Origin of the sequence: Thalassobellus citreus (assembly GCF_044385915.1) — a bacterium.
GTDB lineage: Bacteria > Bacteroidota > Bacteroidia > Flavobacteriales > Flavobacteriaceae > Thalassobellus > Thalassobellus citreus.
The window spans coordinates 93,615-117,220 of sequence record NZ_JBISCC010000117.1 but is presented as its reverse complement, the minus strand read 5'-3'; the positions used below and the strand labels follow the sequence as shown (position 1 = coordinate 117,220).

At 31.0% G+C, this 23,606-nt stretch carries 20 protein-coding genes and 1 tRNA gene; 10 read left to right on the top strand and 11 right to left on the bottom strand.

Translation table 11 applies throughout. The features are described 5' to 3' along the window. The first annotated feature begins 186 nt into the window (after positions 1-186). A complete protein-coding gene (gene rho, locus ACH5TX_RS04465) occupies positions 187-1,893 on the top strand; it encodes a transcription termination factor Rho (protein ID WP_439338336.1) in 1,707 nt (568 codons plus the stop codon). 336 nt (positions 1,894-2,229) lie between these two features. Here the strand turns inward: rho and ACH5TX_RS04460 are convergent, their stop codons facing one another. The 4 genes from ACH5TX_RS04460 to proS all read right to left on the bottom strand — a co-directional run bounded on the left by ACH5TX_RS04460 (position 2,230) and on the right by proS (position 4,807). Next, positions 2,230-2,589, bottom strand: coding sequence for a hypothetical protein (locus ACH5TX_RS04460; protein ID WP_439338335.1), 360 nt, complete (start codon positions 2,587-2,589; stop codon positions 2,230-2,232). A 209-nt stretch (positions 2,590-2,798) separates the two neighbouring features. After that, entirely contained in the window at positions 2,799-3,050 is a 252-nt protein-coding gene (gene rpsT / locus ACH5TX_RS04455) for a 30S ribosomal protein S20 (protein WP_439338334.1), read from the bottom strand. A gap of 32 nt (positions 3,051-3,082) precedes the next feature. Beyond that, positions 3,083-3,154: transfer RNA gene (locus ACH5TX_RS04450), tRNA-Glu, on the bottom strand. Positions 3,155-3,328: 174 nt separating this feature from the next. Then, positions 3,329-4,807, bottom strand: coding sequence for a proline--tRNA ligase (proS, locus tag ACH5TX_RS04445; RefSeq protein ID WP_439338333.1), 1,479 nt, complete (start codon positions 4,805-4,807; stop codon positions 3,329-3,331). A gap of 99 nt (positions 4,808-4,906) precedes the next feature. Here proS and ACH5TX_RS04440 point away from each other — a divergent pair, with 99 nt between their 5' ends. From ACH5TX_RS04440 to yidD, 5 genes are all read left to right on the top strand, one after another. After that, positions 4,907-6,124 carry a hypothetical protein gene (locus tag ACH5TX_RS04440; protein WP_439338332.1) on the top strand — a complete coding sequence of 406 codons (1,218 nt, stop codon included), beginning with the start codon at positions 4,907-4,909 and terminating at the stop codon, positions 6,122-6,124. A 31-nt stretch (positions 6,125-6,155) separates the two neighbouring features. Further along, on the top strand, positions 6,156-7,667 hold the full coding sequence (locus ACH5TX_RS04435) for an outer membrane protein transport protein (protein WP_439338331.1): 1,512 nt from the start codon (positions 6,156-6,158) through the stop codon (positions 7,665-7,667). Between the two features lie 182 nt (positions 7,668-7,849). Further along, complete coding sequence (gene folE / locus ACH5TX_RS04430; RefSeq protein WP_439338330.1) at positions 7,850-8,527, top strand: GTP cyclohydrolase I FolE; 678 nt, start codon at positions 7,850-7,852, stop codon at positions 8,525-8,527. A gap of 50 nt (positions 8,528-8,577) precedes the next feature. Then, positions 8,578-10,059, top strand: coding sequence for a cysteine--tRNA ligase (cysS, locus tag ACH5TX_RS04425; protein ID WP_439338329.1), 1,482 nt, complete (start codon positions 8,578-8,580; stop codon positions 10,057-10,059). A gap of 91 nt (positions 10,060-10,150) precedes the next feature. Then, positions 10,151-10,375, top strand: a complete 225-nt coding sequence (gene yidD / locus ACH5TX_RS04420) for a membrane protein insertion efficiency factor YidD (protein ID WP_439338328.1) — start codon at positions 10,151-10,153, stop codon at positions 10,373-10,375. 24 nt (positions 10,376-10,399) lie between these two features. Here yidD and ACH5TX_RS04415 read toward each other — a convergent pair whose 3' ends face one another. Continuing rightward, positions 10,400-11,635 (bottom strand): ABC transporter permease, encoded by a 1,236-nt coding sequence (locus ACH5TX_RS04415; protein WP_439338327.1) that lies wholly within the window; start codon positions 11,633-11,635, stop codon positions 10,400-10,402. 8 nt (positions 11,636-11,643) lie between these two features. Between ACH5TX_RS04415 and ACH5TX_RS04410 the strand changes: the two genes are divergently transcribed. Beyond that, complete coding sequence (locus ACH5TX_RS04410) at positions 11,644-12,930, top strand: exo-beta-N-acetylmuramidase NamZ family protein (RefSeq protein ID WP_439338326.1); 1,287 nt, start codon at positions 11,644-11,646, stop codon at positions 12,928-12,930. A gap of 46 nt (positions 12,931-12,976) precedes the next feature. On the opposite strand, the gene ACH5TX_RS04405 is transcribed toward ACH5TX_RS04410, so the two are convergent. After that, positions 12,977-13,819: a thioredoxin family protein gene (locus ACH5TX_RS04405; RefSeq protein ID WP_439338325.1), complete on the bottom strand. Its 843-nt coding sequence runs from the start codon at positions 13,817-13,819 to the stop codon at positions 12,977-12,979. Between the two features lie 49 nt (positions 13,820-13,868). Continuing rightward, the gene (locus ACH5TX_RS04400) at positions 13,869-14,360 is read right to left on the bottom strand and encodes a YkgJ family cysteine cluster protein (RefSeq protein WP_439338324.1); all 492 of its coding nucleotides are present in this window, start codon (positions 14,358-14,360) and stop codon (positions 13,869-13,871) included. A 66-nt stretch (positions 14,361-14,426) separates the two neighbouring features. Here ACH5TX_RS04400 and ACH5TX_RS04395 point away from each other — a divergent pair, with 66 nt between their 5' ends. Continuing rightward, entirely contained in the window at positions 14,427-15,122 is a 696-nt protein-coding gene (locus ACH5TX_RS04395; protein ID WP_439338323.1) for a class I SAM-dependent methyltransferase, read from the top strand. 86 nt (positions 15,123-15,208) lie between these two features. Here the strand turns inward: ACH5TX_RS04395 and ACH5TX_RS04390 are convergent, their stop codons facing one another. The 3 genes from ACH5TX_RS04390 to ACH5TX_RS04380 form a co-directional block, all read right to left on the bottom strand. Next, the gene (locus ACH5TX_RS04390; RefSeq protein ID WP_439338322.1) at positions 15,209-15,790 is read right to left on the bottom strand and encodes a DUF1287 domain-containing protein; all 582 of its coding nucleotides are present in this window, start codon (positions 15,788-15,790) and stop codon (positions 15,209-15,211) included. Positions 15,791-15,856: 66 nt separating this feature from the next. Continuing rightward, positions 15,857-17,584 (bottom strand): porin family protein, encoded by a 1,728-nt coding sequence (locus ACH5TX_RS04385; RefSeq protein ID WP_439338321.1) that lies wholly within the window; start codon positions 17,582-17,584, stop codon positions 15,857-15,859. Positions 17,585-17,716: 132 nt separating this feature from the next. Beyond that, complete coding sequence (locus ACH5TX_RS04380) at positions 17,717-20,758, bottom strand: tetratricopeptide repeat protein (protein ID WP_439338320.1); 3,042 nt, start codon at positions 20,756-20,758, stop codon at positions 17,717-17,719. A 235-nt stretch (positions 20,759-20,993) separates the two neighbouring features. On the opposite strand from ACH5TX_RS04380, the gene ACH5TX_RS04375 reads away from it, so the two are divergent. Both ACH5TX_RS04375 and ACH5TX_RS04370 read left to right on the top strand, forming a co-directional pair. Further along, positions 20,994-21,677 (top strand): cell division ATP-binding protein FtsE, encoded by a 684-nt coding sequence (locus tag ACH5TX_RS04375; protein WP_439338319.1) that lies wholly within the window; start codon positions 20,994-20,996, stop codon positions 21,675-21,677. Between the two features lie 44 nt (positions 21,678-21,721). Beyond that, entirely contained in the window at positions 21,722-22,795 is a 1,074-nt protein-coding gene (locus ACH5TX_RS04370; protein ID WP_439338318.1) for an acyltransferase family protein, read from the top strand. 22 nt (positions 22,796-22,817) lie between these two features. Here ACH5TX_RS04370 and ACH5TX_RS04365 read toward each other — a convergent pair whose 3' ends face one another. Beyond that, the gene (locus tag ACH5TX_RS04365) at positions 22,818-23,573 is read right to left on the bottom strand and encodes a glycosyltransferase family 2 protein (protein WP_439338317.1); all 756 of its coding nucleotides are present in this window, start codon (positions 23,571-23,573) and stop codon (positions 22,818-22,820) included. Between the last annotated feature and the right edge of the window lie 33 nt (positions 23,574-23,606).

Genomic DNA, 23,606 nt, shown 5'->3' with positions numbered 1-23,606 from the left:
AAAACTAGATGGCAAAAATAGTAGTTTCTTTTTTAAAATTAATACTAAAAATTAAAATAAAGTTGTATAATTGCATTATAAATCCTCAATAACCGCATTAACAGGTTATTAATTCTTCAGATTAAAATCATTTTTTTTCAGAATAACTCAAATTTATATTCAAATAAATACTACATATAAACATCAATGTTTGAAATTTCACAATTAAAAGAAAAGAAACTCACTGAACTTCAGGAGATTGCAAGTAAACTGAACGTCCCAAAATACCGTTCCCTAAAAAAATTAGATTTAGTTTACCAAATACTAGATACACAAGCTGCCGACCCAAAAGCAGTGACAGCAGTTGTTGAACCTAAAAAACCTACTGACACTACAGATGAAAAAACGAAGCCCGTAGCTAGAAAACCTAGACAACGTGTTCAAAAACAGAAGCTAGTAAAAAATACACCAGCAAATAAACCTGTTGAAAAAGCTCCAGAACTTCCTTTAGAAGAAGTAAAAGCTGTTGACAATAAAGTAGAAGACACTAAAACAGTTGAAACTGCTGAAAAACCAAAAGCACACGTTCCTAACAAAAGAGACGATAAAAAAGTAGAGAACAAACCAAATCCTAGACCTCAAAACGATAGGAAGAACGAGAATAAACCAAATCCTAGACCAAGGCCTCAACAAAAAAGAGAGCCTAATCACCAAAATAAAAATCAAAAAAACGGCAACGTACATAGTAATAATGGCAATAAAGATAGCAGAAATCGCTACCGTGAACCAGACTTTGAATTTGATGCCATTATTGAAAGTGAAGGGGTTTTAGATATTATGCAAGATGGTTACGGATTTTTACGCTCATCTGATTATAACTATTTATCATCACCAGATGATATTTATGTATCGCAATCGCAAATTCGTTTATTCGGATTAAAAACTGGAGATACTGTTTTAGGACATGTAAGACCTCCAAAAGAAGGTGAAAAATATTTCCCTTTAATAAAAGTGAGTAGAATAAATGGACAAAATCCTAATGTGGTAAGAGACCGTGTGGCTTTCGAACATTTAACACCTTTATTTCCGCAAGAAAAATTCAACCTTGCCGAAAAACAAGCCACTATTTCTACAAGAATCATGGATTTATTCGCCCCTATTGGTAAAGGGCAACGTGGTATGATTGTATCGCAGCCTAAAACAGGTAAAACCATGTTATTAAAAGATGTAGCAAATGCTATTGCTGCAAACCATCCAGAGGTTTATCAAATGATTTTATTAATTGATGAACGTCCTGAAGAGGTTACAGATATGCAACGTAATGTACGTGGCGAAGTTATTGCCTCTACCTTTGATAAAGAAGCACACGAGCACGTAAAAATTGCTAACATTGTTCTTGAAAAAGCAAAACGTTTAGTAGAATGTGGTCATGATGTGGTAATTCTTTTAGATTCTATTACACGTTTAGCAAGAGCTTACAATACAGTACAACCAGCATCTGGTAAAATATTAAGTGGTGGTGTAGATGCCAATGCTTTACACAAACCAAAACGTTTCTTTGGTGCAGCTCGTAATATTGAAAATGGCGGATCTTTAACCATTATTGCAACAGCACTTACCGAAACAGGTTCTAAAATGGACGAAGTAATTTTTGAAGAATTTAAAGGAACCGGTAATATGGAACTACAATTAGATAGAAAAATATCTAACCGTAGAATTTTCCCTGCTATCGATTTAACATCTTCGAGCACACGTCGCGACGATATCTTATTAGATAAAGTTACCATTCAACGTATGTGGGTTATGCGTAAATATCTTGCCGATATGAACCCTGTTGAAGCTATGGAGTTTATAAACGACCGTTTTAAACAAACCAGAAACAACGAAGAATTTTTAATATCCATGAACGGATAACAAAAATGAAACCTAGACACCAACTCTAAGTTTCTAATATAATTGTATTCCCGTAAGACAGGAATCTGAACTAAACATTAAACTAACTACCATTAAGCCTCAGCAATTTATTGTTGAGGTTTTTTCATTTTGGGCGTTACCCCAAGGGTCGCGCTTTACGTTCATAGTTTTGGCTCGATGCTTCCGCTCGCCAAAAGCTAACCACTACAATCGCTAACGCATTCATGGTTTCTTTAATTTAAAATAGTAAGTAATAAAAACATCAACTTTTATAAAAACAAAAAACGATCACTTTAAAAGTGATCGTTTTCAAATACTAATATTATTACTTATAAATTAATAGTTATTTAAAAGGTCTCTATATTCTTTTAAATCGGCTATATTCATTTTATTATCAAGATTCTTTATAAGAGAAATTAAATACTTAAGACTCTCTACAGGATTAGAATCGGCCTCTAATACAACTCCTTCTTCTTCAATAGGCTCATCATCAAGAATAGGAATAAGAAACGACTCATTAGCTTCTATATGCTCGTAAGTCAATCTAAGTACTTTAACTACTAAAGGTATTTGTGCTTCTAAAGCAAATTCTCTTAATGCTTTTATATCTTCAATTAATGCTTCTGTATTAATACCTGTTTCATCCAGGTTAGCCAGAATTTTGTCGATTAATTTAATTGCTTTGTTATTTTCCAAAAGGGTAAGATTATATAATTAATTAACTTTCTAATAATTGCAAATTTAATTTTTTAGAAATCAAAAACGGGTGTTTTTCTATAATTTTGTTTGTTAAAATTTAATCATTTAAATAATTCTTTAAAATAACATTACAAAAATGAAGGCATACAAAAAAAGCTTCTCATTTCTGAGAAGCTTTTAAATATATTTTAAAACTTTAATGTTTCTTATAAAGCAGCTACATGCTTAGCTAAACCAGATTTAAGATTTGCAGCTTTGTTAGCGTGAATAACATTTTTCTTAGCTAATTTATCTAACATAGAAACTACAGAAGTAAATAATGCTTCAGCTTCTTTCTTATCAGTTAATTCACGTAATTTTTTAATAGCATTACGAGTTGTTTTATGTTGGTATTTATTAACTAAACGTTTCGCTTCGTTACTTCTAATTCTTTTTAATGCTGACTTGTGATTTGCCATTTTATTTTTGTTCTTTCTTTATTAAAAAATTGTAGCCCGTAGGGGAATCGAACCCCTCTTACCAGGATGAAAACCTGGCGTCCTAGCCGATAGACGAACGGGCCATTTGTTTTTGAGAGCGCAAAGATAAATTTAATTTACAAAACTGCAACTTAAAATTTATTTTTTTTCAACACTTTCTTTTCAAATAACTAACAATGTCTCCATTGCGGATGCAAAAATACAACTATTTTTAAATGTCGCAACACTAATTTAAATTTTTTTAAAAAAAATTTAAATTAGTACGCTTTTGCAAACAATACTCTACCTTTAGAAGGTTTTCCCGAGTACACACAAACACCTTCTTCCTCCTTCATTTCTAGAGGAATACATCTTATAGTTGCCTTAGTTTGTCCTTTTATTTCTTCTTCTGTTTCATTTGTACCATCCCAATGCGCAGAAATAAATCCTGTTTTTGTTTCTAAAACAGTCTTAAATTCTTCAAAAGTATCCACTTCTGTAATATGTGTATTTCTAAAATCTAAAGCTTTTTTAAATAATGAATCTTGTATTTCTGTCATTAAGCCTTCAACTTTATCTATTAAAGCATCTAATGCTACTACTTCTTTAGTTAAAGTATCTCTTCTCGCTAACTCAACCGTACCATTTTCTAAATCTCTTGCGCCTATAGCAATTCTTAAAGGCACACCTTGCAACTCATGTTGTGCAAACTTAGCTCCTGGTCTAAACGTATCTCTATTATCAAACTTAACCGATATATTTTTAGCTCTTAAATCTTTCATAATGCCATTTACTACTTCTGTAATAGCATTAAGTTGTTCTTCATTCTTATATATAGGAATAATGACTACTTGATTTGGTGCTAAATTAGGAGGTAATACCAATCCTTGATCATCACTATGCGTCATAATTAAAGCACCCATTAATCTAGTGGATACCCCCCAAGAAGTTGCCCAAACATAATCTTGTTTCCCTTCTTTATTAGCAAACTTAACATCAAAAGCTTTTGCGAAATTTTGTCCTAAAAAATGAGATGTTCCTGCTTGCAATGCTTTTCCGTCTTGCATTAATGCTTCAATACAAAATGTTTCATCGGCGCCTGCAAAACGTTCACTTTCTGTTTTCACACCTTGAACAACTGGTATTGCCATGAAGTTTTCAACAAAGGTTGCATATACATTATTCATTAATTTAGCCTCTGTTAAAGCTTCTGCTTTTGTTGCATGTGCTGTATGACCTTCTTGCCATAAAAACTCTGCCGTACGTAAAAACAAACGTGTACGCATTTCCCAACGTACTACATTAGCCCATTGGTTAATTAATAATGGTAAATCTCTATAAGATTGCACCCAACCTCTAAACGTATTCCATATAATAGCTTCACTGGTTGGACGAACTATTAACTCCTCCTCTAGTTTTGCTTCTGGATCTACTCGTAATTTTCCTGGCTTATCAGGATCGTTTTGCAACCTATAATGTGTTACAATAGCACATTCTTTTGCAAAACCTTCAGCATTTTTTTCTTCAGCTTCAAATAAACTTTTAGGTACAAATAATGGAAAATATGCATTTTGATGTCCTGTTTCTTTAAACATTCTATCTAATTCTGCCTGCATTTTTTCCCAAATTGCATATCCATATGGCTTAATTACCATACACCCTCTAACGGCCGAATTCTCTGCTAGGTCTGCCTTGACAACCAATTCGTTATACCATTTTGAATAATCTTCTGCTCTACTGGTAAGTTTTTTGCTCATATAAATGTTTTGGCACAAATATTGTGATTATGTTAAATATAAAAATAGTTCAGCAAAACTAACTATTTTTGTTATGTCCAACAATTAAATTCTATAGATATGCAACTTAAAGACTACTTAAAACGAAAAATGCCATTCTTAGCAGCAATTACTTTGCTACTTGGTTTATCATCATGTGGTTCATACCAATACGTTGGTGTAGATAACGATGGTATTTATGGAGACAATACTGTTAAAGTAATACAACAAGAAACTGCAGTAGTTGAAGTGCCTAATGAAAACAATAATAGTTACTATAAAGATTATTTTAGAAATAAATCTCAGGAAGCTGATTATATGATTTCTAACAGTGAAATATTTACAGATATTGATAGCTATGAAGGCAACAATTATATTGACAACGACTCTTTAGTTAACACAAATGATTACCAAGGGTATGCAGGTTGGGGACAAAACAGCAATAGTGTTACTATAAACTATATAGACAACGGTTGGAACAATTGGGGGTATAATGGATGGAATAACTGGGGTTGGAACGGTGGATATGGCTACGGCTGGAACAATTGGGGCTGGAACCGATGGAATAACTGGGGAGGATATTACGGCATAAACTCATGTCTTCCTTATTATGGATATGGTGGTTTTTATAATGGTTGGGCATACAACCCTTATAGATATGGTTATGGTAATCCATACAGAAATTATGGGTATTACGGATACAATAATTACAGATACTATGGCAATAACCGATCTTACAGATCAAGAAACACCTCATATAGTGCCAGCAGAAGAGGTAGCTACTATGCTAGTAACTCAAGAAATAACGCATACTCTACTTCAAGAAGAAGTGGTGTTGCTAATACTAGAACTAGAACAGCAACTTCAAAATATAATACATCAAGAAGAAGTAGTTCATCTAGTATTGCTAACAGAAACAATACACGTTCTACAATAAACGGTAATACAATTAGAAGAAGTACTGGTGCAGTTACAAGAAATTACAGTCCAAGAACTCAATCTGGTAATTCAACGATGCGAAGAAGTACTTCTGTAAGAACACCTTCTTCTAATTCTACTTCAAGATCAACATCTTCTACTGCAAGAAGAAGTTCTAATACAAGGTACACACCATCTAGAAGTAATTCTCGCTATACACCAAGTAGAAGTAGCAGTTCTTCAAGAAGTTCTAGTTACACACCAAGCAGAAGCAGTTCTTCAAGTTCTAGTTCAGCATCAAGATCTTCAAGCAGTAGCAGCAGAAGTTCTAGCGGAAGCTCAAGAAGTTCTAGCTCATCTAGTAGTGGAAGACGTCGCTAAGACTTATTAAAAAAAACAAAAAAACATACACATGAAAAAGTTAAATTTACTGTTCATAGGCTTGCTTTCTATGTCCACAATATACGCACAAGATATTAGTGATGCACTACGATATTCACAAGATGAAATTCAAGGATCTGCTCGTTTTAGAGCCTTAAGTGGTGCTTTTGGAGCCTTAGGAGGAGACATGAGTGCCGTTAGTTTAAACCCTGCTGGTTCTGCGGTATTTAGTCAAAGTCACGCCTCTTTTTCAATTGATATAGCCGATTCAAATAACGACACCAATTATTTTGGTAATCTAGAAGCAACAAACGATTCTAATTTTAATTTAAATCAAGGAGGCGCTGCTTTTGTATTTAAAAGTAATAGCAATTCACCTTGGCGAAAATTTACTTTAGCTGTTGCTTATGAACAAACGAATAACCATGATAATAATTGGAGGTCATATGGTACAAATACAAATAATCAATCCATCGATTTATACTTTTTAAATTATGCTGACGGTGTAAGACTAGGAGATATTTCTTTAATTGGTGATGAATACATTGAAGAAGCTTATCAAGATATTGGAAACTCTTTTGGTTTTCAACATCAACAAGCATTTCTAGGGTATCAAGCATACATACTTAACCCAGATGTAGATGACGATAACAATACTAGCTATTTTTCAAGTTTAACTGATGGAGATTTTACTCATGACTATTTCTATAGCTCAACTGGATATAACGGAAAGGTATCATTTAACATGGCTGCCCAATATGAAGACAATTTATACTTAGGAATAAACTTAAATTCCCATTTCATAGACTACCAACGCTCAAATTCATTAAGAGAAACAAATGAAAGAGAACTTAATAATAGTTCGTCTTTAAACCTAATTGATTTTGACAATAATTTATCAACTATAGGAAACGGATTTTCTTTTCAATTAGGTGGTATTTTAAAACTGAGTCCAGAGTTTAGAGTTGGTATAACTTATGATTCTCCTACTTGGTATACCATTGAAGAAGAAACTACACAATATATAAATTCTAATGAAGCAAATTCAGATATTGGTTTTATTGCAGACATTGTTAACGTTTACCCTCAATACAAACTACAAACACCTGGTAAAATAACAGGAAGTTTAGCTTATATTTTTGCAAAACAAGGGTTAATTAGTTTCGATTATTCTAAAAAGGATTATGGAGCTACAAAATTTAAACCTGAAAACGATTATGCAGATTTAAACAGAGATATTCCTAATGTATTAACATCGGCCTCTACTTATAGATTAGGAGGCGAATATAAAGTGAAACAAATTAGTTTTAGAGGCGGTTATCGTTTTGAAGAAAGCCCTTATGCAGATGGTGTTACAGTTGGCGACTTAACAGGTTTTTCTTTAGGTCTTGGCTACAATTTTGGCAATACCAAACTAGATATTACTTTCGATCAATCTGAACGTTCTTTCGAAACTCCTTTATATAATGTTGGACTTACCGATACAGCAAACATAGATAGTGTAAACTCAAACATAACACTATCATTAAGTTTCAATATTTAAAAATAATATTAGCAAATATTTTAAAAAGCTTGAACTTAAATAGTTCAAGCTTTTTTTATTTAAATGTAATTTATAGAGTAAAACTCAGACAAACCTGTTACAATTAATTGTTTGTTAAGATAAATCATAAGAAAACGGAATTACTTATCTTTGCAGACTAAAAAACAAGATTTTTTTAATAGATGAAAATTGACAATAACATAGAAGAATATGACTCTTTAGGAGAAGACCATATTGGAACTTCATCAAATACACCGCTTCGAACGGATGCTTTTAAGCTTTCTAGCGAAGAAAAAATAGATATCATTAAAGACGATGTTCGCCATATAATGGAAACATTAGGGCTTGATTTAACTGACGATAGTTTAAATGGCACGCCAAATCGTGTTGCAAAAATGTTTGTTAACGAGATTTTTGCAGGCTTAGATCCTAAGAAAAAACCAAAGGCTTCAACGTTTGATAATAAATATAAATATGGCGAAATGCTAGTTGAAAAAAACATTACTGTTTACTCAACTTGCGAACACCATTTACTTCCTATTGTAGGAAGAGCACATGTAGCATACATTTCAAATGGTACTGTAGTTGGTTTATCAAAAATGAATCGTGTGGTTGATTATTTTGCAAAACGTCCGCAAGTTCAAGAACGTCTAACCATACAAATTGTAAAAGAATTACAAGAGGTTTTAAATACACAAGATGTTGCTTGTGTTATTGATGCTAAACATTTATGCGTAAACTCTAGAGGTATTAGAGATATTGAAAGTAGTACCGTTACTTCAGAATTTGGCGGAAAATTTAAAGAAGAAACAACACGCAGAGAATTTTTAGATTACATTAAATTAGACACTAAGTTTTAATCTAATCTTTTTTATAATAGCATAACAATAAACGGCTCAAGAAATTACACATGCAGTTATATCAACATAATCCAATAAAATTATACAATTCACTTACAGGAACAAAAGAAACGTTTAAACCTATTACCGAAGGTTATATAGGCATGTATGTTTGTGGACCTACAGTTTATAGTAATGTCCATTTGGGAAATGTTAGAACCTTCATGTCTTTTGATATGATTTTTCGCTATTTAAAACATTTGGGTTATAAAGTACGCTATGTTAGAAATATAACAGATGCAGGTCATTTAGAAAATGATGCTGATGCAGGTGAAGATAAAATAACAAAAAAAGCACGTTTAGAACAAATAGAACCTATGGAAGTCGTACAACGCTATACTGTCGATTTTCATAACATTTTAAACACGTTTAATTTTCTTCCGCCAAGTATAGAACCTACTGCAACAGGTCATATTATAGAACAAATTGAACTTATAGAAACCATTATAAAAAATGGGTTTGGTTACGAAGTAAACGGTTCTGTTTATTTTGATGTACACAAATTTAACGAAACCAAAGATTACGGTATACTTAGTAAACGTAAGCTTGAAGATTTAATACATAACACCCGTGAATTAGACGGACAAAGCGATAAAAAGAATCCGCAAGATTTTGCTCTTTGGAAAAAAGCCGAACCACAACACATTATGCGTTGGCCATCGCCTTGGAGTGACGGATTTCCAGGTTGGCATTTAGAATGTACAGCCATGAGTACGAAGTATCTTGGAGAACAGTTTGATATTCATGGTGGTGGTATGGATTTAAAATTCCCGCATCACGAATGTGAAATAGCTCAAAACGAAGCTGCCAAAGGAAAAAGCCCTGTAAATTACTGGATGCATGCTAATATGCTAGAATTAAATGGGCAACGCATGTCTAAATCGACAGGAAACACAGTAAATCCAGATGAATTACTTTCTGGAAACAATAATTTTTTCAGTAAAGCATATGCACCAAGTGTGATTCGTTTTTTTATAGCGCAATCGTCTTACCGAAGTGTCCTAGATTTAACTGATGACGGCTTACTAGCAAGCGAAAAAGGTTTTTACAGACTTATGGATGGTGTTAATTTACTAGATAGCTTAAAAGCTTCTGAATCATCTTCAATTGATATTAGCGCATGGAAACAGACATGTTATGATGCCATGAACGACGATTTTAATTCGCCAATTTTAATTGCGCATTTATTTGAAGCCGCTAAATACATTAATCAAATTAAAGACGGTAGTGAAACCTTAACTACTGAAGATTTAGCACTTCTAAAAGATACTATAAACAGTTTTGTTTTTGATATTTTAGGATTAGAGAACGTGACTAAAAAAGATTCTGGAAGCGACAAACTTTCTGGTGCTGTTGATATTCTAATTAAATTACGACAAGAAGCTAGAGCAAATAAAGATTTTGCTTTGTCTGATAAAATTCGTGATGAATTAGCTGCAGCAGGTATTCAACTTAAAGATGGTAAAGAAGGCACAACGTTTTCTGTTAATTAGTTGCTTTGTTATTCCTGCGAAGGCAGGAAACCATTATAAATCTGAACTAAAACCAAACAGATTCCTGCCTGCGCAGGAATGACAATACTATATGTTAAAGAAACTACTCATAGCACCGTTTTTGTTTTTAATTAAAGTGTATCAAACATTGATCTCGCCATTAACACCTGCTACTTGTAGATTTCAACCAACTTGTTCTCATTATAGCAAAGAAGCTTTACAAAAGCATGGTTTATTTAAAGGAGGCTGGTTAGCTATAAAACGTATTTTTAGCTGTCATCCCTGGGGTGGTTCTGGTTATGATCCTGTTCCTTAAAAAATTTACTAAAAACACTAGCTATCAATCAAATCTAATAGCCTTCACAGGAGATATTTTGGTTATAATATACGAAGGCACTAAAAGCATAATTAAACACAAAATAAGCGTTCCTAAGTTTAAAGCTAAAACATAACCAAAACTTATATAAACAGGAGCTTCAGTAACATAATACACACTAGGATCTAGCGGAAATAACTTAAAATATTTTTGAGCAAACAGTATACCTAAACCTAAAATATTCCCCCATAATAATCCTAAGAAAATTAAATACGAAGCATTATATAAAAACAGTTTTCTAATACTCCAATTATTACTTCCTAAGGCCTTTAATATGCCTATCATTTGTGTACGCTCAAGTATTAAAACAAGTAATGCTGTTATCATATTTATGCCAGCAACCAAAATCATAATACCAATAATGCCGTAAATATTTTTGTCAAATATTTTTATCCACTCGAAAATTGAGGCATATTTATCACTTACTGTATGCGTATTAAAAGTAGATGGTGTGTTTTTATAAATTTCAATACCTTTTGTTTGTAAGTCATCAAAATCGTCAATAAACACTTCAAAGTTACCTATTTGATCTTCTTTCCATTTATTAATCCTTTGAATATGACGAATATTTCCAATTAAAAATTGTTTATCTAAATCTTGAAAACCAGAATTATAAATACCAACAATATTAAAAGTTATAATATTAGGCAGTTTTTCTGTGTCTTCTTTTAAAAATACCATTTGAAAGGTATCATTAATTTTAAAATCTAATCGGTTAGCTAAATATTGCGATATTAAAACCTCTTCACTCCATTTTTTATCGAAAGTTGGCAACCTACCTTCAATTAAAAACTCATTAAAATATTTCCAATCATAATCGGTTCCTACACCTTTTAAAATAGCGCCTTCAAAATCAGTTTCAGTACGAATAACACCAAATTTAGTTGCTACAGCCTGAATATGAGTTATACCTTCAACCGAGTTAAATTCTGGATAAAAACCTTGTTCTTTAGATATAGGAAACAAACTTTCTTGTGAATTGTTACTATCGTAATTAGAAATAATAACATCGCCATTAAATGCCACAACTTTGTCGCGTATTTTTTGTTGCAAACCAATACCTGTTGCAATAGCAATCATCATAACTACAATACCAATAGCAATTGCAGCAATACCAATTTTTATTATTGGTGCCGATATGCTACTTTTATACGCTTTACTACCAATAATGCGTTTTGCTATAAAAAACTCGTAATTCAATTTATACAATGAGGTTTAATATTTTCAAAAATACAGTTTTATTATTTGTTTTAGTAATGATTTCTTGTGCAAACTTATCGAAATCTGAAGCTGGAAACCAGAACTCTGAAGTTACTAAACAGAAGGAGGTTATAAATGAAGTAAAAAAAGATACAAGCATTATAGTTGGTGCAAATCAAACAACCTCTTATTTACGGCTCTTAAAAGGAAAACAAGTTGGAATTGTAGCCAATCAAACAAGTGTTATTTTTAAACAAACTACATCAAATTCTGCTAAACCTAACAACAAAACATATACGCATTTAGTAGATTCTCTAACAACTCTAAACATAAATATAAAAACAGTATTTGCTCCCGAACATGGTTTTAGAGGAACTGCAGATGCTGGCGAACATGTAAAAGATGGAATAGATACCAAAACCCAATTACCAATTGTTTCTCTTTACGGAAAAAACAAAAAGCCATCGCCCGAACAACTTAAAAACATAGACGTCATCATTTTTGATATTCAAGATGTAGGCGCTCGATTTTACACGTATATCTCATCACTACACTATGTTATGGAAGCTTGTGCTGAAGCGAACATTCCTGTAATTATTTTAGACAGACCAAACCCTAACGGGCATTATATTGATGGTCCTATTTTAGAAACTGAGCATTCAAGTTTTGTTGGTATGCATCCAATTCCTGTAGTACATGGTATGACTATTGGCGAATACGCGCAAATGATTAACGGCGAGAAATGGTTAGCTAATGGTATACAATGTGAATTAAACGTAATCTCTTTAAAAAACTACAACCATAATCTAAGTTATAGCTTACCAATATATCCGTCGCCTAATTTACCAAAAGACAAATCTATTAACCTGTATCCTAGCTTGTGTTTTTTTGAAGGCACCAATGTAAGTGCAGGAAGAGGTACTAAGTTTCCCTTTCAAATTTTTGGAAGTCCATTTTTAAATGCAGAATTATATGATTTTGAATTTACACCGCAACCAAATTTTGGTTCGAAATATCCAAAACATCAAGATAAATTATGCTTTGGTAAAAATTTAATCTTAACAGAAAATCTTAATACTTTGAATTTACGTTGGCTTATTGAAGCTTATAATAACACTAAAAATAAAGATGTTTTTTTCAACGCATTCTTTACAAAATTAGCTGGCACAAAAAAACTACAACAACAAATTGAAACTGGCTTAGGTGAAGCTGAAATAAAAGCAACATGGCAAGAAGGCTTAAAAAAATTCAGAAAAACAAGAGCTAAATATTTAATTTATAAGAATCATGATTAATGCCTAAATGTTTTTTTAAAGAACTTCACCATTGATTATCAAGAAATCAACTACTAATAGCTTTTAAAAAAAATTCTGCTTTTAATTTATAATTATTACTTAACTTTTCTTTGTAAATTATTGCTTGTGTTTCATCTTTCATTTCTTTAAAAGTGATATACTTTAAAAAATAATAATAAACTTTATTCTTAGGACTTAAAGAATTTTCTTTTATTTTATCCAACAACTTATTTGCTTTAATAAACTTATTTAAAATTAAAGCTTCTTGAATCTCATACATCTTTATTTTTTGCTTAAAAACATCTTTATTTACTAACTCACTACTTTTTAATGCTTTTTGAGAAACTTTAAAATACTCGTTTGATAAATTTAAGACATCTCTCCTAATGTTTTCATTTAAATAAATAGTAAAATCGCTATATTTAGAAGCCAACTGGAATGCAGTTGCAAAACTGGGGTTTTTATAATAATTAATTAAATATTGTTTTAAATAATTTGTACTAATAGAATATTTACCAAGTAAATTTAAAACTTGATTTTTAGATTTATAGTTCATTTCTTTATGTAGAACTTTACCATTACCATCCATAATAAACACAAAAGGAATCCCTTTTACTTCATACTTCAAAGCCAAATCCCTATTTAAATCAATATCGATTTTTACAGGCACAAAATTCGCCATTAATAATCTAACATCTTCTTTACTCCAAGAATCATAATCCATTTTTTTACATGGTCCACACCATGATGCCCAAAAATCAACTAATAAAAATTTATCTGTAGCTAATGCTATTTTTTTAGCTTCTTCAAATGATGTCATCCAATTATCAGCACTTACCTTTTGAATATTAACTAATAAAATTATTAATATCAATAATATTTTTTTCATACTAAATATTTAAGAAAGAAAGGTAGTACAAAAAAAGTTAAAAACAAACCTATTTAATTCGTTTTTTCATTTCTTCAACAATATTAAAAGCAGCAGGACATATAGCTACATTCTTTAATGTTAAGTTTGAAATTTGCTGAAACTTTTTTCTATCGGTGTGCGGAAACTCTCTGCAGGCTTTTGGTCGAACATCGTAAATAGAGCAATAATTATCGGCTCCTAAAAAAGTACAAGGCACACTTTGTAACACATAATCATTTTCTTCATCAATTCGCAAATACTGACTTATAAATTGCTGTGTTTTCATTCTAAAATGTTTAGCAATTCTATCTACATCCTTATCGGTAAACAAGGGCCCGGTAGTTTTACAACAGTTGGCACATTTTAAACAATCGGTGCGTTCAAATTCTTCTTCATGCAAATCTTCCATCACATAATCTAAGTTTTTAGGCGGCTTCTTTTTTAGCTTCGCGAAGAATTTTTTGTTTTCGTTATGCTTATCTTTGGCGAGCTTTGGAAGATTATTTATAATGTCTTGCATGGTGCAAAAATAATATATTTATTATGAGATTTCCGCCTTTGCGGAAATGAAAAAATAGCATTATTAATGAAAGACCTTTTCGGCAACGCCTTATTAGATTATCAAAACGAAAATTATACCGAAGACATAATTACTTCTACCAGTATTTCTGATGAGGATACATTACCTCTACCCTATTTATTTCGTGATTTTAATGAGATGCCTAAACTAGAACAACAAGCGGTAAAATTAGCAAAAGGTAGTATTTTGGATGTTGGCTGTGGTGCAGGAAGTCATAGTTTGTGTTTACAAGAAAAAGGTTTAAAAGTTAAAGCGATTGATATATCAAAAGGTGCTATTAAAGTTTGTAAACAACGTGGTATTTTAAATGCTGAAGTGAAAAATATTTTAGATGAAACCGAAACTTTTGATACTGTTTTATTACTAATGAATGGTACAGGTATCTTTCAAGAATTAACTCAAGTTTCAAAACACTTAACGCATTTAAAAAGTCGGTTAAAACCTAACGGACAAATTTTAATAGATTCATCGGATATTAAATATATGTACGAAGATGAAGATGACGGTTATTGGATGGATACCAACTCTAGTTATTATGGTGAACTTGATTATTTCCTTTCTTACAAAGACGAAAAAGAAGCACCTATGAAATGGTTGTATTTAGATTTTAAAACCTTAGAACTCGCCTGTGAAACCGTTGGATTAAAATGTGAATTGGTTTTAGAGGGGGAGCATTTTGATTATTTAGCTAGATTAAGCTAAACTGTCATTCCTGCGAAGGCAGGAATCTATTTTACATTAATTTAGTTTGAATTTATAAGATTCCTGCCTTCGCAGGAATGACAAATTTAAATACTAAACCTATAATGCCCAATAATCTTAAAACTAAACAAGCAATCTTCTAGAACTTGACCACTTCCAATATTGTGGACAATTAAGTATCGTTTGCCTTCATTAGATTTCTTATTAACTACAATACCAATATGAGTAATAGCACCACCTAAATTCCAGCAAACAACATCACCAGGTTTATAATCATTTGGGTTTTTAGAGATTAGTTTCTCTGCGCCTTGTCTTTTAAAGTATGTCATTAAATTAGGAACACGTCTGTGGTCAATATTTTTATCTGTAGTTTTTAAACCCCATATTTTTGGATACAAATTAAAATGCGCTTTCATATCCTCATGTACTTCCTTTTGTAAATCGACACCTAATTTCCTGTAAGCTCTAATTACAACATCTGTACAAACACCTTTATTAGACGGTACATCTCCGTTAGGGTACTCAATTGAAAAATAACTTGGATCGTAAGTAACCTTTTGCTTTGTTAATTCTAAAGCTGCATCAGAAAGTGTTAATTGCTCAATAATATTTTGAGCTTCAATAAAACTGAAACAAAAAATAAATAAAATGAAAAATAGTTTTTTCATAACACACGTATATTCATTCCTTTTATGAGATTCTCACCTGCGCGGGAATGACAAAAACTTAACTTTTTAGAAATCAAACTTAAAAGTAGCACCCGCTAAAAACTGAATACTTTGTACTGGAAAATTTTGCCAGCGTTGGTAACCTTCATTAGCTATATTATTTGCTTTTGCAAATACCGAAATTTGATCGTTTATATGATAACCAACATGTGCATTAGCATCAAAATAACTATCTAAAGTAACAGTAAACGGAGTTGCTGCAATAAGTGGATCATTTAAAAAGAATTGATCTTTTCGTTCTCCTACGTAGAATAAATTAGCACCAGCAAACCAATTTTCATCTATTTGGTAATCTAAAAACAGAGAACCTTTTACATCTGGTAAGTTCCAAGCTTCTGCTTCGTTGTCGGAAGAATAACTAAAATATTCCACTTTCAATCCTAATTTAAAATTTCGGTTAACATCTACATTTATTTCTCCTGCAAATCCAAACGTATCTATATCATCATAAACAATTCCGAAAGAATTCCCATAAGTATAATTTTCTCCTGTAGTTGTTATGTCATTATTTCTGTAAAGCGCTTTATTTCTATCTGCTATATAACGTCCGCTAATATTATAACTCATGTTACTAGACAACTTTCCTTTTAAACCTACATAAGCGTTATATAATTGGTCTGTTGGCGTTATAAATAACGTTGGAGAAACAAACTGATTTTCTGTTGCAAATCCGTAATACGAATTCTGAATTAAATCACCTTGAATGCCTCCATAAGCAATTAATACATCGTTAACCAATCTGTAAGTAGCCGTTACATTTGGATAAATATAAAACTTGCTACCACTTGATTCTTTATCGTTTAAATAATAAGCAGAAAACCCAAGATTAACTGTTAAATCATCTTCTTTCATTTGATACGTTGGCGATATACCAACTTGGAAATTACCATAATTCAATTCCTGATTTGTAAAATAATTTCTATCAAACGTTCCGCCTAAATAATCTATTTTTATATCGGTTGACACCTCTTCTCTATTTATTGGAATATCTACCGTTGCTTTTGCTATAAATCTATTTTCACCAGAACCTTGGTTATCTCCAAAACGTCTAAAAAAGAAACTTCCTGAATTAATATAAGTATCTTCAAAACTTATATCACCACCAAAATGTGCATTAAAAAACGAATGATCGACTTCAATGCCATCTGTTTGCGCTTGCGGAATTATAGATTGCGGCACACCATACCAATTATACATTTGATGCTGAAATCCTGCTTCTACATTCCACGCTAAATCTCGTAAACGAGAGGCATAATTCACATTAATTTTTGAGTTTGAAAAATTATCATCAAAAGATAAACCTTCAATACCACCGGCAGAAGAATGATGACTTAAATAGCCTCCAACACTTTCGTTTCTACTAATAGCATGATTTAAATAAACTTCGCCTAAAATAGTAGTATAGGTTCCTACTCCTAAAGTCGCATAATTATCATATAACTTTATAGGTTTTGCCTTTTCTACAACCGCTGCTTTTCCTTTTGCAGGTGTAAATGTTGATGCTACTGGAAATGAAAATATATTATACTTAATATCCTTTTTTGTTTCTGTAGTTTCATCTTCTAAAGACGGAATTTCTTTTACCTTAAAAGCATCAGAAATAGATGGCGTATATGGTTTTACAACATCTATCACACCTGTATTAATGGTGTCGTTCTTTCTGCTTTGAGAAAAACCTAAAAATAGGGTTAATGTAAAAACCGTTGTTAATATTTGTTTTATGTGCTTTCGCATATTTTATTTGTTTTTTATTTGATTGACTCCTAATAATTCCCACGAAATCGGGAATCCACATTATAATAATTCAGGTTTTATTTTATAAGATTCCTGCCTTCGCAGGAATGACAATTTAACTCGAACTAACAATTAATTCTCTTCAGATTGTATAGATGAATTTGTTTTAGCTTCTTCCATTTTTATTTTACTTAATTCCGCTTTGGCTTCATCAACAACATCGTCAAATTCTTTAAAATTTTCAATAACACTTTCTAAAATATAAGTGGCTTGAAACGCATCATTTAAAGCATAAAAATTCTTTGCCATTAACACTAAACCTTTAGCACTATAATATTTGTAACCTGAAAAATCTTTAGCTAATTTTTGTACTGATTTATTAGAAGCTTCGTATTTACCTTCTTTATTTTTAAAATAAGCATTGTAATATAAAGCTTCAGCTGCTGCTTCACCTGTTGCTGTTTTTTCAACTTCTGCATACGCTACTTTTGCTCGGTCTTCATTTCCTGTTTTTACAGCAGAACGTGCAATAATAATGTGCGCATCACTTTTAATTTTATTATCAATTTTTGATTTTTCCAATACTTTTTCGGCATAAGAAACCGCATCATCATAGTTTTCTAATTGATAATTAGCTTTCATTAAATTAGACTGCGCAAATACTACATTCTGCGGAAAATTAGCTTCTTCCTCTAAGGTTTTCAATAAAGGAATGGCAGTATTCCAATTTTTAGATTCTAAATAAAACTGAGATAAACGCGATAAGGCTTCCTCTGAATATTCACTTCTTGAGGCATCTACAACATATTTATAATGTGGTGCTGCATTTGCAAGTAAGTCTTTTTTATAATACAATTGTGCTACATAAAAATGAGCTTGTAAAGTGTGTATACCGTTTGGAAACTCATTTAAATAACCGTTAAATTGTTTGATGGCCTTATCGGTATTATTATCTAAATATTGTTTTTCGGCAGCTTCGTAAGTGGCATTATCTAAATCGGCATCTGTAACCTCAACATAATCTAAAGTCCGTACCCAAGCCGCATAATCATCAACACGCCCTAAATCGATATAAATTAAACGCGCTGTAGAAACAGCCTGAACTGCCTCTGGAGTTCCTGGATAACTGCCAGCAACTTTCTTGAATTTGGTTAATGCTCGATCATTTTCACTTCCGTTATAATAAACCAATCCTTGACGCAACAACGCTTTTGGTACAAAAGAGCTCATTTTATACTCACTACTTAAACGATTATAAACCTGCATCGCTTTATCTGTTTCATTCGCTTTTACATAAGAATTCCCCAATTCGTATAAGGCATCATCTCGTAATTTAGATTTTGGATATTTAGAAATAAAGGCATCTAACTCTTTTATTTTTTTTGAAGATTGCCCCGCATATCCAATACTTATTGCTTTTTGAAAAAAGGCATAATCTGATTCTATCTCGCTTAGCTTAATAGCTTTTTCGTAAGCATTAATAGCGTTGGTATATTCACTAGACACAAAATAAGCATCTCCTAATCTTAAATAGGCATCATTTAATCTTACTTTATCATCTTTTCTTTTAGAAATAAATTGATTGAAATATTGCGTTGCTTGTGGGTAATTTTTCAATTTAAAATACGTGTAAGCCAAATTATAATCTATATTTTCTATTTCTGGTGTTGATGTCGATTCGGGTTGCTGTTGAAACTGTTTAAAACCAACTAAAGCATCATCGTAATTAGTTAAGTTATAATCGGATTCAGCTTTCCAAAACGTTGCTCGTGCTGTGTATTTTGGATCTCTAGGTTCTTTTAAAGATGCATCAAAAAGCGATTCTGCTTCTAAATACTGATTTTCATTATTTAACTCAATGCCTCTATAAAAGGCTACTTTTTGATAAGCCACTTTATTTTCGAAACTATTTTTTCCTTTTAATAGTTTCAAAGCTTCTTTATAGTTTTTTGATGTGATGTAAGAATCAATCAAAAGCGTTTCAACTTCATCTTTATAACTCGTATTCGGATATTTTTCTAAATAACCAGCTAAGACTTGAGGTACCGATTGATATGGATTCCCGATTTCATAACTAATTTTAGCATAATTTAACCAAGCATCTTCTTGAATTTTTAAATCGAAATCCATTTGAGACGCATTTCTAAAGGCATTTAAAGCTTCTTGTTTTTTATCAACATTAATATAACTCTCACCTAAATGATAATAAGCATTTTGAGCAATAGCATTATTACCACCAATTATTTTATTAAACTCTGAAATAGCATTTTCAAAATCGCCTTGTTTATAATGCGCGTACCCTAATTGGTAATAATCTGTATTATTCCATTTTGCCGTTCTATCACGTTTTCCTTTTTTCCCTTTATATGCTGTTAGAAAAGGAATAGCTTCAGCATACTTTTTTAAATTAAAATAGCTTTCGCCTATTATTTTAGAAAGTTCAGATACTTCAGCCGCATCACTGGTTTCTATTCTTTCTTTAGCAAGGGCAATAGCTTTTTCAAAATTTCCGAGTTTAAAATTTAAATCGGCTTGATAATACGATAGCTTTTCTTTGTATCGCTCTTGATCGCTTACTTGATCGAAATATTCGTTTGCTCTATCATAATCATCGCCTTCATAAGCCATAAAACCTATATAGTATTTTGCTTGCGAACCATATTCTGGAGTGTTTTCAACTTTACTCAAATACTTTTTAGCATCTTTAAATTGCTTTGTTGAAAATGCAGTGTAACCATTATTAAAATAGAACTTTTGCTTTTCTTTTTTACCTAATGCATTTTCGTCTACTTTATTATACCATTTTCTAGCATAAGCATATTTTCCATTCGTGAAATAATAATCGGCAACATCTACAAAAGCCGTATTTCTTTTAGTACTTGTTGGATAGTCTTTTACAAAATCTTCAACTAAACTATCTGCATTTTGTTGGTTTAAACGCACCGCACAATTTGCTATATAATATGCACATTCTGATTTCAAAACGTCTTCTTTCGCTGTTTTTTGTACACTACCAAATAACGATTGAGAAGCAAGGTATTGTTGATTATTATAAAGCGACAACGCCTTCTGATAATCAACTAAACTACTTGTATATGTAGCAGATTGCTGTGCTATAATCTGGAAACTAAAACTTATAGCCAATAATAATAAGACAATATTTTTTTTAGTCATTAATGATTTGTTTTTAATTTGATATTCAAAGATAATTCAATCTAAAAGCTATAACGCAACAATCGTGCTATAATTATAAACCGAGTTATTAAATGTTTGAAATAGACAGAAGACAGGAGTTGGAAGACAGAAGCTAGATGTTTTTGCAACAACTATTTTAAATTTTTAGCGTTTAACTTTCAACTTTTAACTAATTAATAATACATTTACAACACTTTAAAAATCATTTCAATTTATGCCAGACCCTATTTTACAATTAAAAGACGCTTCCATTTTTCAAGGTGAAAGTTTAGTGCTTTCTAATGTTAATGTAGAAATTAATAAAGGTGACTTTGTATACTTAATTGGAAAAACAGGAACTGGTAAAAGTAGTTTTATGAAAACACTTTATGGCGATTTACCTTTAACTGAAGGCGAAGGACATATAGTCGATTTTAATTTAAAAACACTTAAAGAAAAAGAAATTCCGTTTTTAAGACGAAAATTAGGCGTTGTGTTTCAAGATTTTAAATTACTAACAGATAGAACCATCAACGATAATTTATTATTCGTTTTAAAAGCTACAGGCTGGAAAGATAAAACAGAAATGAAAACACGCGTCGAGGAAGTTTTAACAAAGGTTGACATGAAAACTAAGGGTTTTAAATATCCGCATGAGCTTTCTGGTGGAGAACAACAACGTATTGCCATAGCAAGAGCATTACTCAATAACCCAGAACTAATACTTGCCGATGAACCTACTGGAAACCTAGACCCGCAAACAAGCGTTGAAGTTATGGAGGTTTTACAAGAAATTAATAAAAACGGCAACACCATATTAATGGCTACACACGATTATGCATTGCTTTTAAAATACCCAAGCAAAACTTTGAAGTGTGATGAGAATGCTGTTTATGAGGTGGTGCAGAGGAAAGGTTAAATATGTATAATTGATGTTTTTTTTAACGTTATGAAATAATATTAATGAAAAACTTACCAAACCTAACCCCTTTACGATTTTTTCTTGCTTTAATAGTATTAATATTTCACCTACCTCAGCTTTCTAGAAATCAAGGTCTTCCTTATTTTAACAATTCACCAATCTTTAACAAAGGTACAGAAGCTGTTTATATGTTTTTCGTTCTAAGTGGTTTTTTAATAATTCGTTTAATCTACAATGCTAAAGTTTCAAAAAACTTCTCGATTCGAAATTTTTACATGCGAAGGGCTTTACGGATTCTTCCTCTATACTATTTAATAGTCATTTTTGGTTTTATTTTTTACAATGTTATATTACCTTTTTTAAAAATCCCCTTTGAGATAAATTACGACTTAAAAACGGGCATACTAATGACGTTTCTATTTATACCAAATGTATTTGCAACATATGAACCTGGAGGTATAATAGAAATACTCTGGTCTATTGGTATTGAAGAACAATTTTATTTAATTATAGCTCCTTTTATATTTTTATTAAATAAAAAAAAGCTTCTAAATGCATTAATATTGATATTTTTGATATACTTCATTGTTTATCATAATGATAATTTCGCATACTTAAAAAAATATAATTTCGTTTATTTTTTCATGCTAAGTGGAGGAATAATCTCTATTCTGAATGAGAAAAAAAAGTTAGATTTTTTAAAGAAAACTAAAATAACAACGATAGTAATTTCATTAATAACATTTCTTTTCTTTACAACTAATCTGTTTTTATTTAAAAGTAGCTTTTTATATAATTTATTTATTTGTGCACTTTTCAGTTTATTTATATTTTCTATAAGTACAGGCCCTATTGATATTAAAAATAAAACACTTAACTATTTAGGAAAAATATCATATGGTATATATATGTATCATGCAATAGTATTAAATTTTGTGGTTTTTATTTTTTTAAAAATTCAAAAAACAAATACCCTATCTGATTTATCAATAATAATACTAATTAATATTTCTACCATTTGTTTAACTATCCTAACATCTCATTTTTCTTATAAATATTTTGAATCTTATTTTTTAAAACTGAAAAATAATTATAAGTTAAATAACAAAGACTAATAAGGTTTTCACATTCTATAATTTATTCCGAAATAAAATATTCTATTTTTTTAAAACTGTATTTAACCATAGATAATATTACAAATAAGGGAAATAAAATAACTGAAGATGATCGTGTTTTCAAAATTAATTCTTCCCAATATAAATTAAAATCATATTGTTTTGAAACTCCTTGAGTACCACACTTTGCTATAACTCTATCTAAAATTAAAACTGGCTTTTGTTGCTTCCAAAGTTGGATATTAAAGGCATAATCGGCTAAAATTTTATATTTAATATCAAAACGAGCTTGTTTAAATACTGACTTATGATAAAACAGAGCCTGATGATGAAGTGTATTTCTTAGCCATATTTTTTTTGACCAAATTGGTTTAATCAATCCTTTATTTTTTTTAACAAATATTGAGTCTTGATTGTTAAACTCATATTTAATTTCTCCAGCTATTAATTTAATATCATCTTTTTTAAATGAAAAAATTAATGATTCCAAAACATTATTATCATAAAAAGCATCATCGACACCTATAAAATAAAGCCAGTTCCCTTTGGCTAAATCAATTCCTTTATTCATAGCATCATAAATGCCTAAATCTGGTTCTGAAATAAGATGAATATTTTCAGCTTTTAAGATTAAAATATATTTAATAATGTCTTCCGAACAGCCTCCATCTACAAGAATAATCTCATAGGATTTAAAAGTTTGCTTTCGTATTGATTGCAAGCATTCAAAAAGCTGAGATACTTGATTAAAACATGGTATAATTATAGATAATATCAAACAGTAAATTAGTTTAAAAACATTTATTCATAT

What these genes read in the sequence shown, in the direction of transcription:
- rho (WP_439338336.1), top strand. Translation starts at nt 187, where the DNA reads ATGTTTGAAATTTCACAATTAAAAGAAAAGAAACTCACTGAACTTCAG.
- ACH5TX_RS04410 (WP_439338326.1), top strand. Translation starts at nt 11,644, where the DNA reads ATGAGGTTTAATATTTTCAAAAATACAGTTTTATTATTTGTTTTAGTA.
- ACH5TX_RS04440 (WP_439338332.1), top strand. Translation starts at nt 4,907, where the DNA reads ATGCAACTTAAAGACTACTTAAAACGAAAAATGCCATTCTTAGCAGCA.
- ACH5TX_RS04395 (WP_439338323.1), top strand. Translation starts at nt 14,427, where the DNA reads ATGAAAGACCTTTTCGGCAACGCCTTATTAGATTATCAAAACGAAAAT.
- ACH5TX_RS04390 (WP_439338322.1), bottom strand. Translation starts at nt 15,790, where the DNA reads ATGAAAAAACTATTTTTCATTTTATTTATTTTTTGTTTCAGTTTTATT.
- cysS (WP_439338329.1), top strand. Translation starts at nt 8,578, where the DNA reads ATGCAGTTATATCAACATAATCCAATAAAATTATACAATTCACTTACA.
- ACH5TX_RS04370 (WP_439338318.1), top strand. Translation starts at nt 21,722, where the DNA reads ATGAAAAACTTACCAAACCTAACCCCTTTACGATTTTTTCTTGCTTTA.
- folE (WP_439338330.1), top strand. Translation starts at nt 7,850, where the DNA reads ATGAAAATTGACAATAACATAGAAGAATATGACTCTTTAGGAGAAGAC.
- rpsT (WP_439338334.1), bottom strand. Translation starts at nt 3,050, where the DNA reads ATGGCAAATCACAAGTCAGCATTAAAAAGAATTAGAAGTAACGAAGCG.
- ACH5TX_RS04400 (WP_439338324.1), bottom strand. Translation starts at nt 14,360, where the DNA reads ATGCAAGACATTATAAATAATCTTCCAAAGCTCGCCAAAGATAAGCAT.
- yidD (WP_439338328.1), top strand. Translation starts at nt 10,151, where the DNA reads ATGTTAAAGAAACTACTCATAGCACCGTTTTTGTTTTTAATTAAAGTG.
- proS (WP_439338333.1), bottom strand. Translation starts at nt 4,807, where the DNA reads ATGAGCAAAAAACTTACCAGTAGAGCAGAAGATTATTCAAAATGGTAT.
- ACH5TX_RS04375 (WP_439338319.1), top strand. Translation starts at nt 20,994, where the DNA reads ATGCCAGACCCTATTTTACAATTAAAAGACGCTTCCATTTTTCAAGGT.
- ACH5TX_RS04380 (WP_439338320.1), bottom strand. Translation starts at nt 20,758, where the DNA reads ATGACTAAAAAAAATATTGTCTTATTATTATTGGCTATAAGTTTTAGT.
- ACH5TX_RS04405 (WP_439338325.1), bottom strand. Translation starts at nt 13,819, where the DNA reads ATGAAAAAAATATTATTGATATTAATAATTTTATTAGTTAATATTCAA.
- ACH5TX_RS04385 (WP_439338321.1), bottom strand. Translation starts at nt 17,584, where the DNA reads ATGCGAAAGCACATAAAACAAATATTAACAACGGTTTTTACATTAACC.
- ACH5TX_RS04435 (WP_439338331.1), top strand. Translation starts at nt 6,156, where the DNA reads ATGAAAAAGTTAAATTTACTGTTCATAGGCTTGCTTTCTATGTCCACA.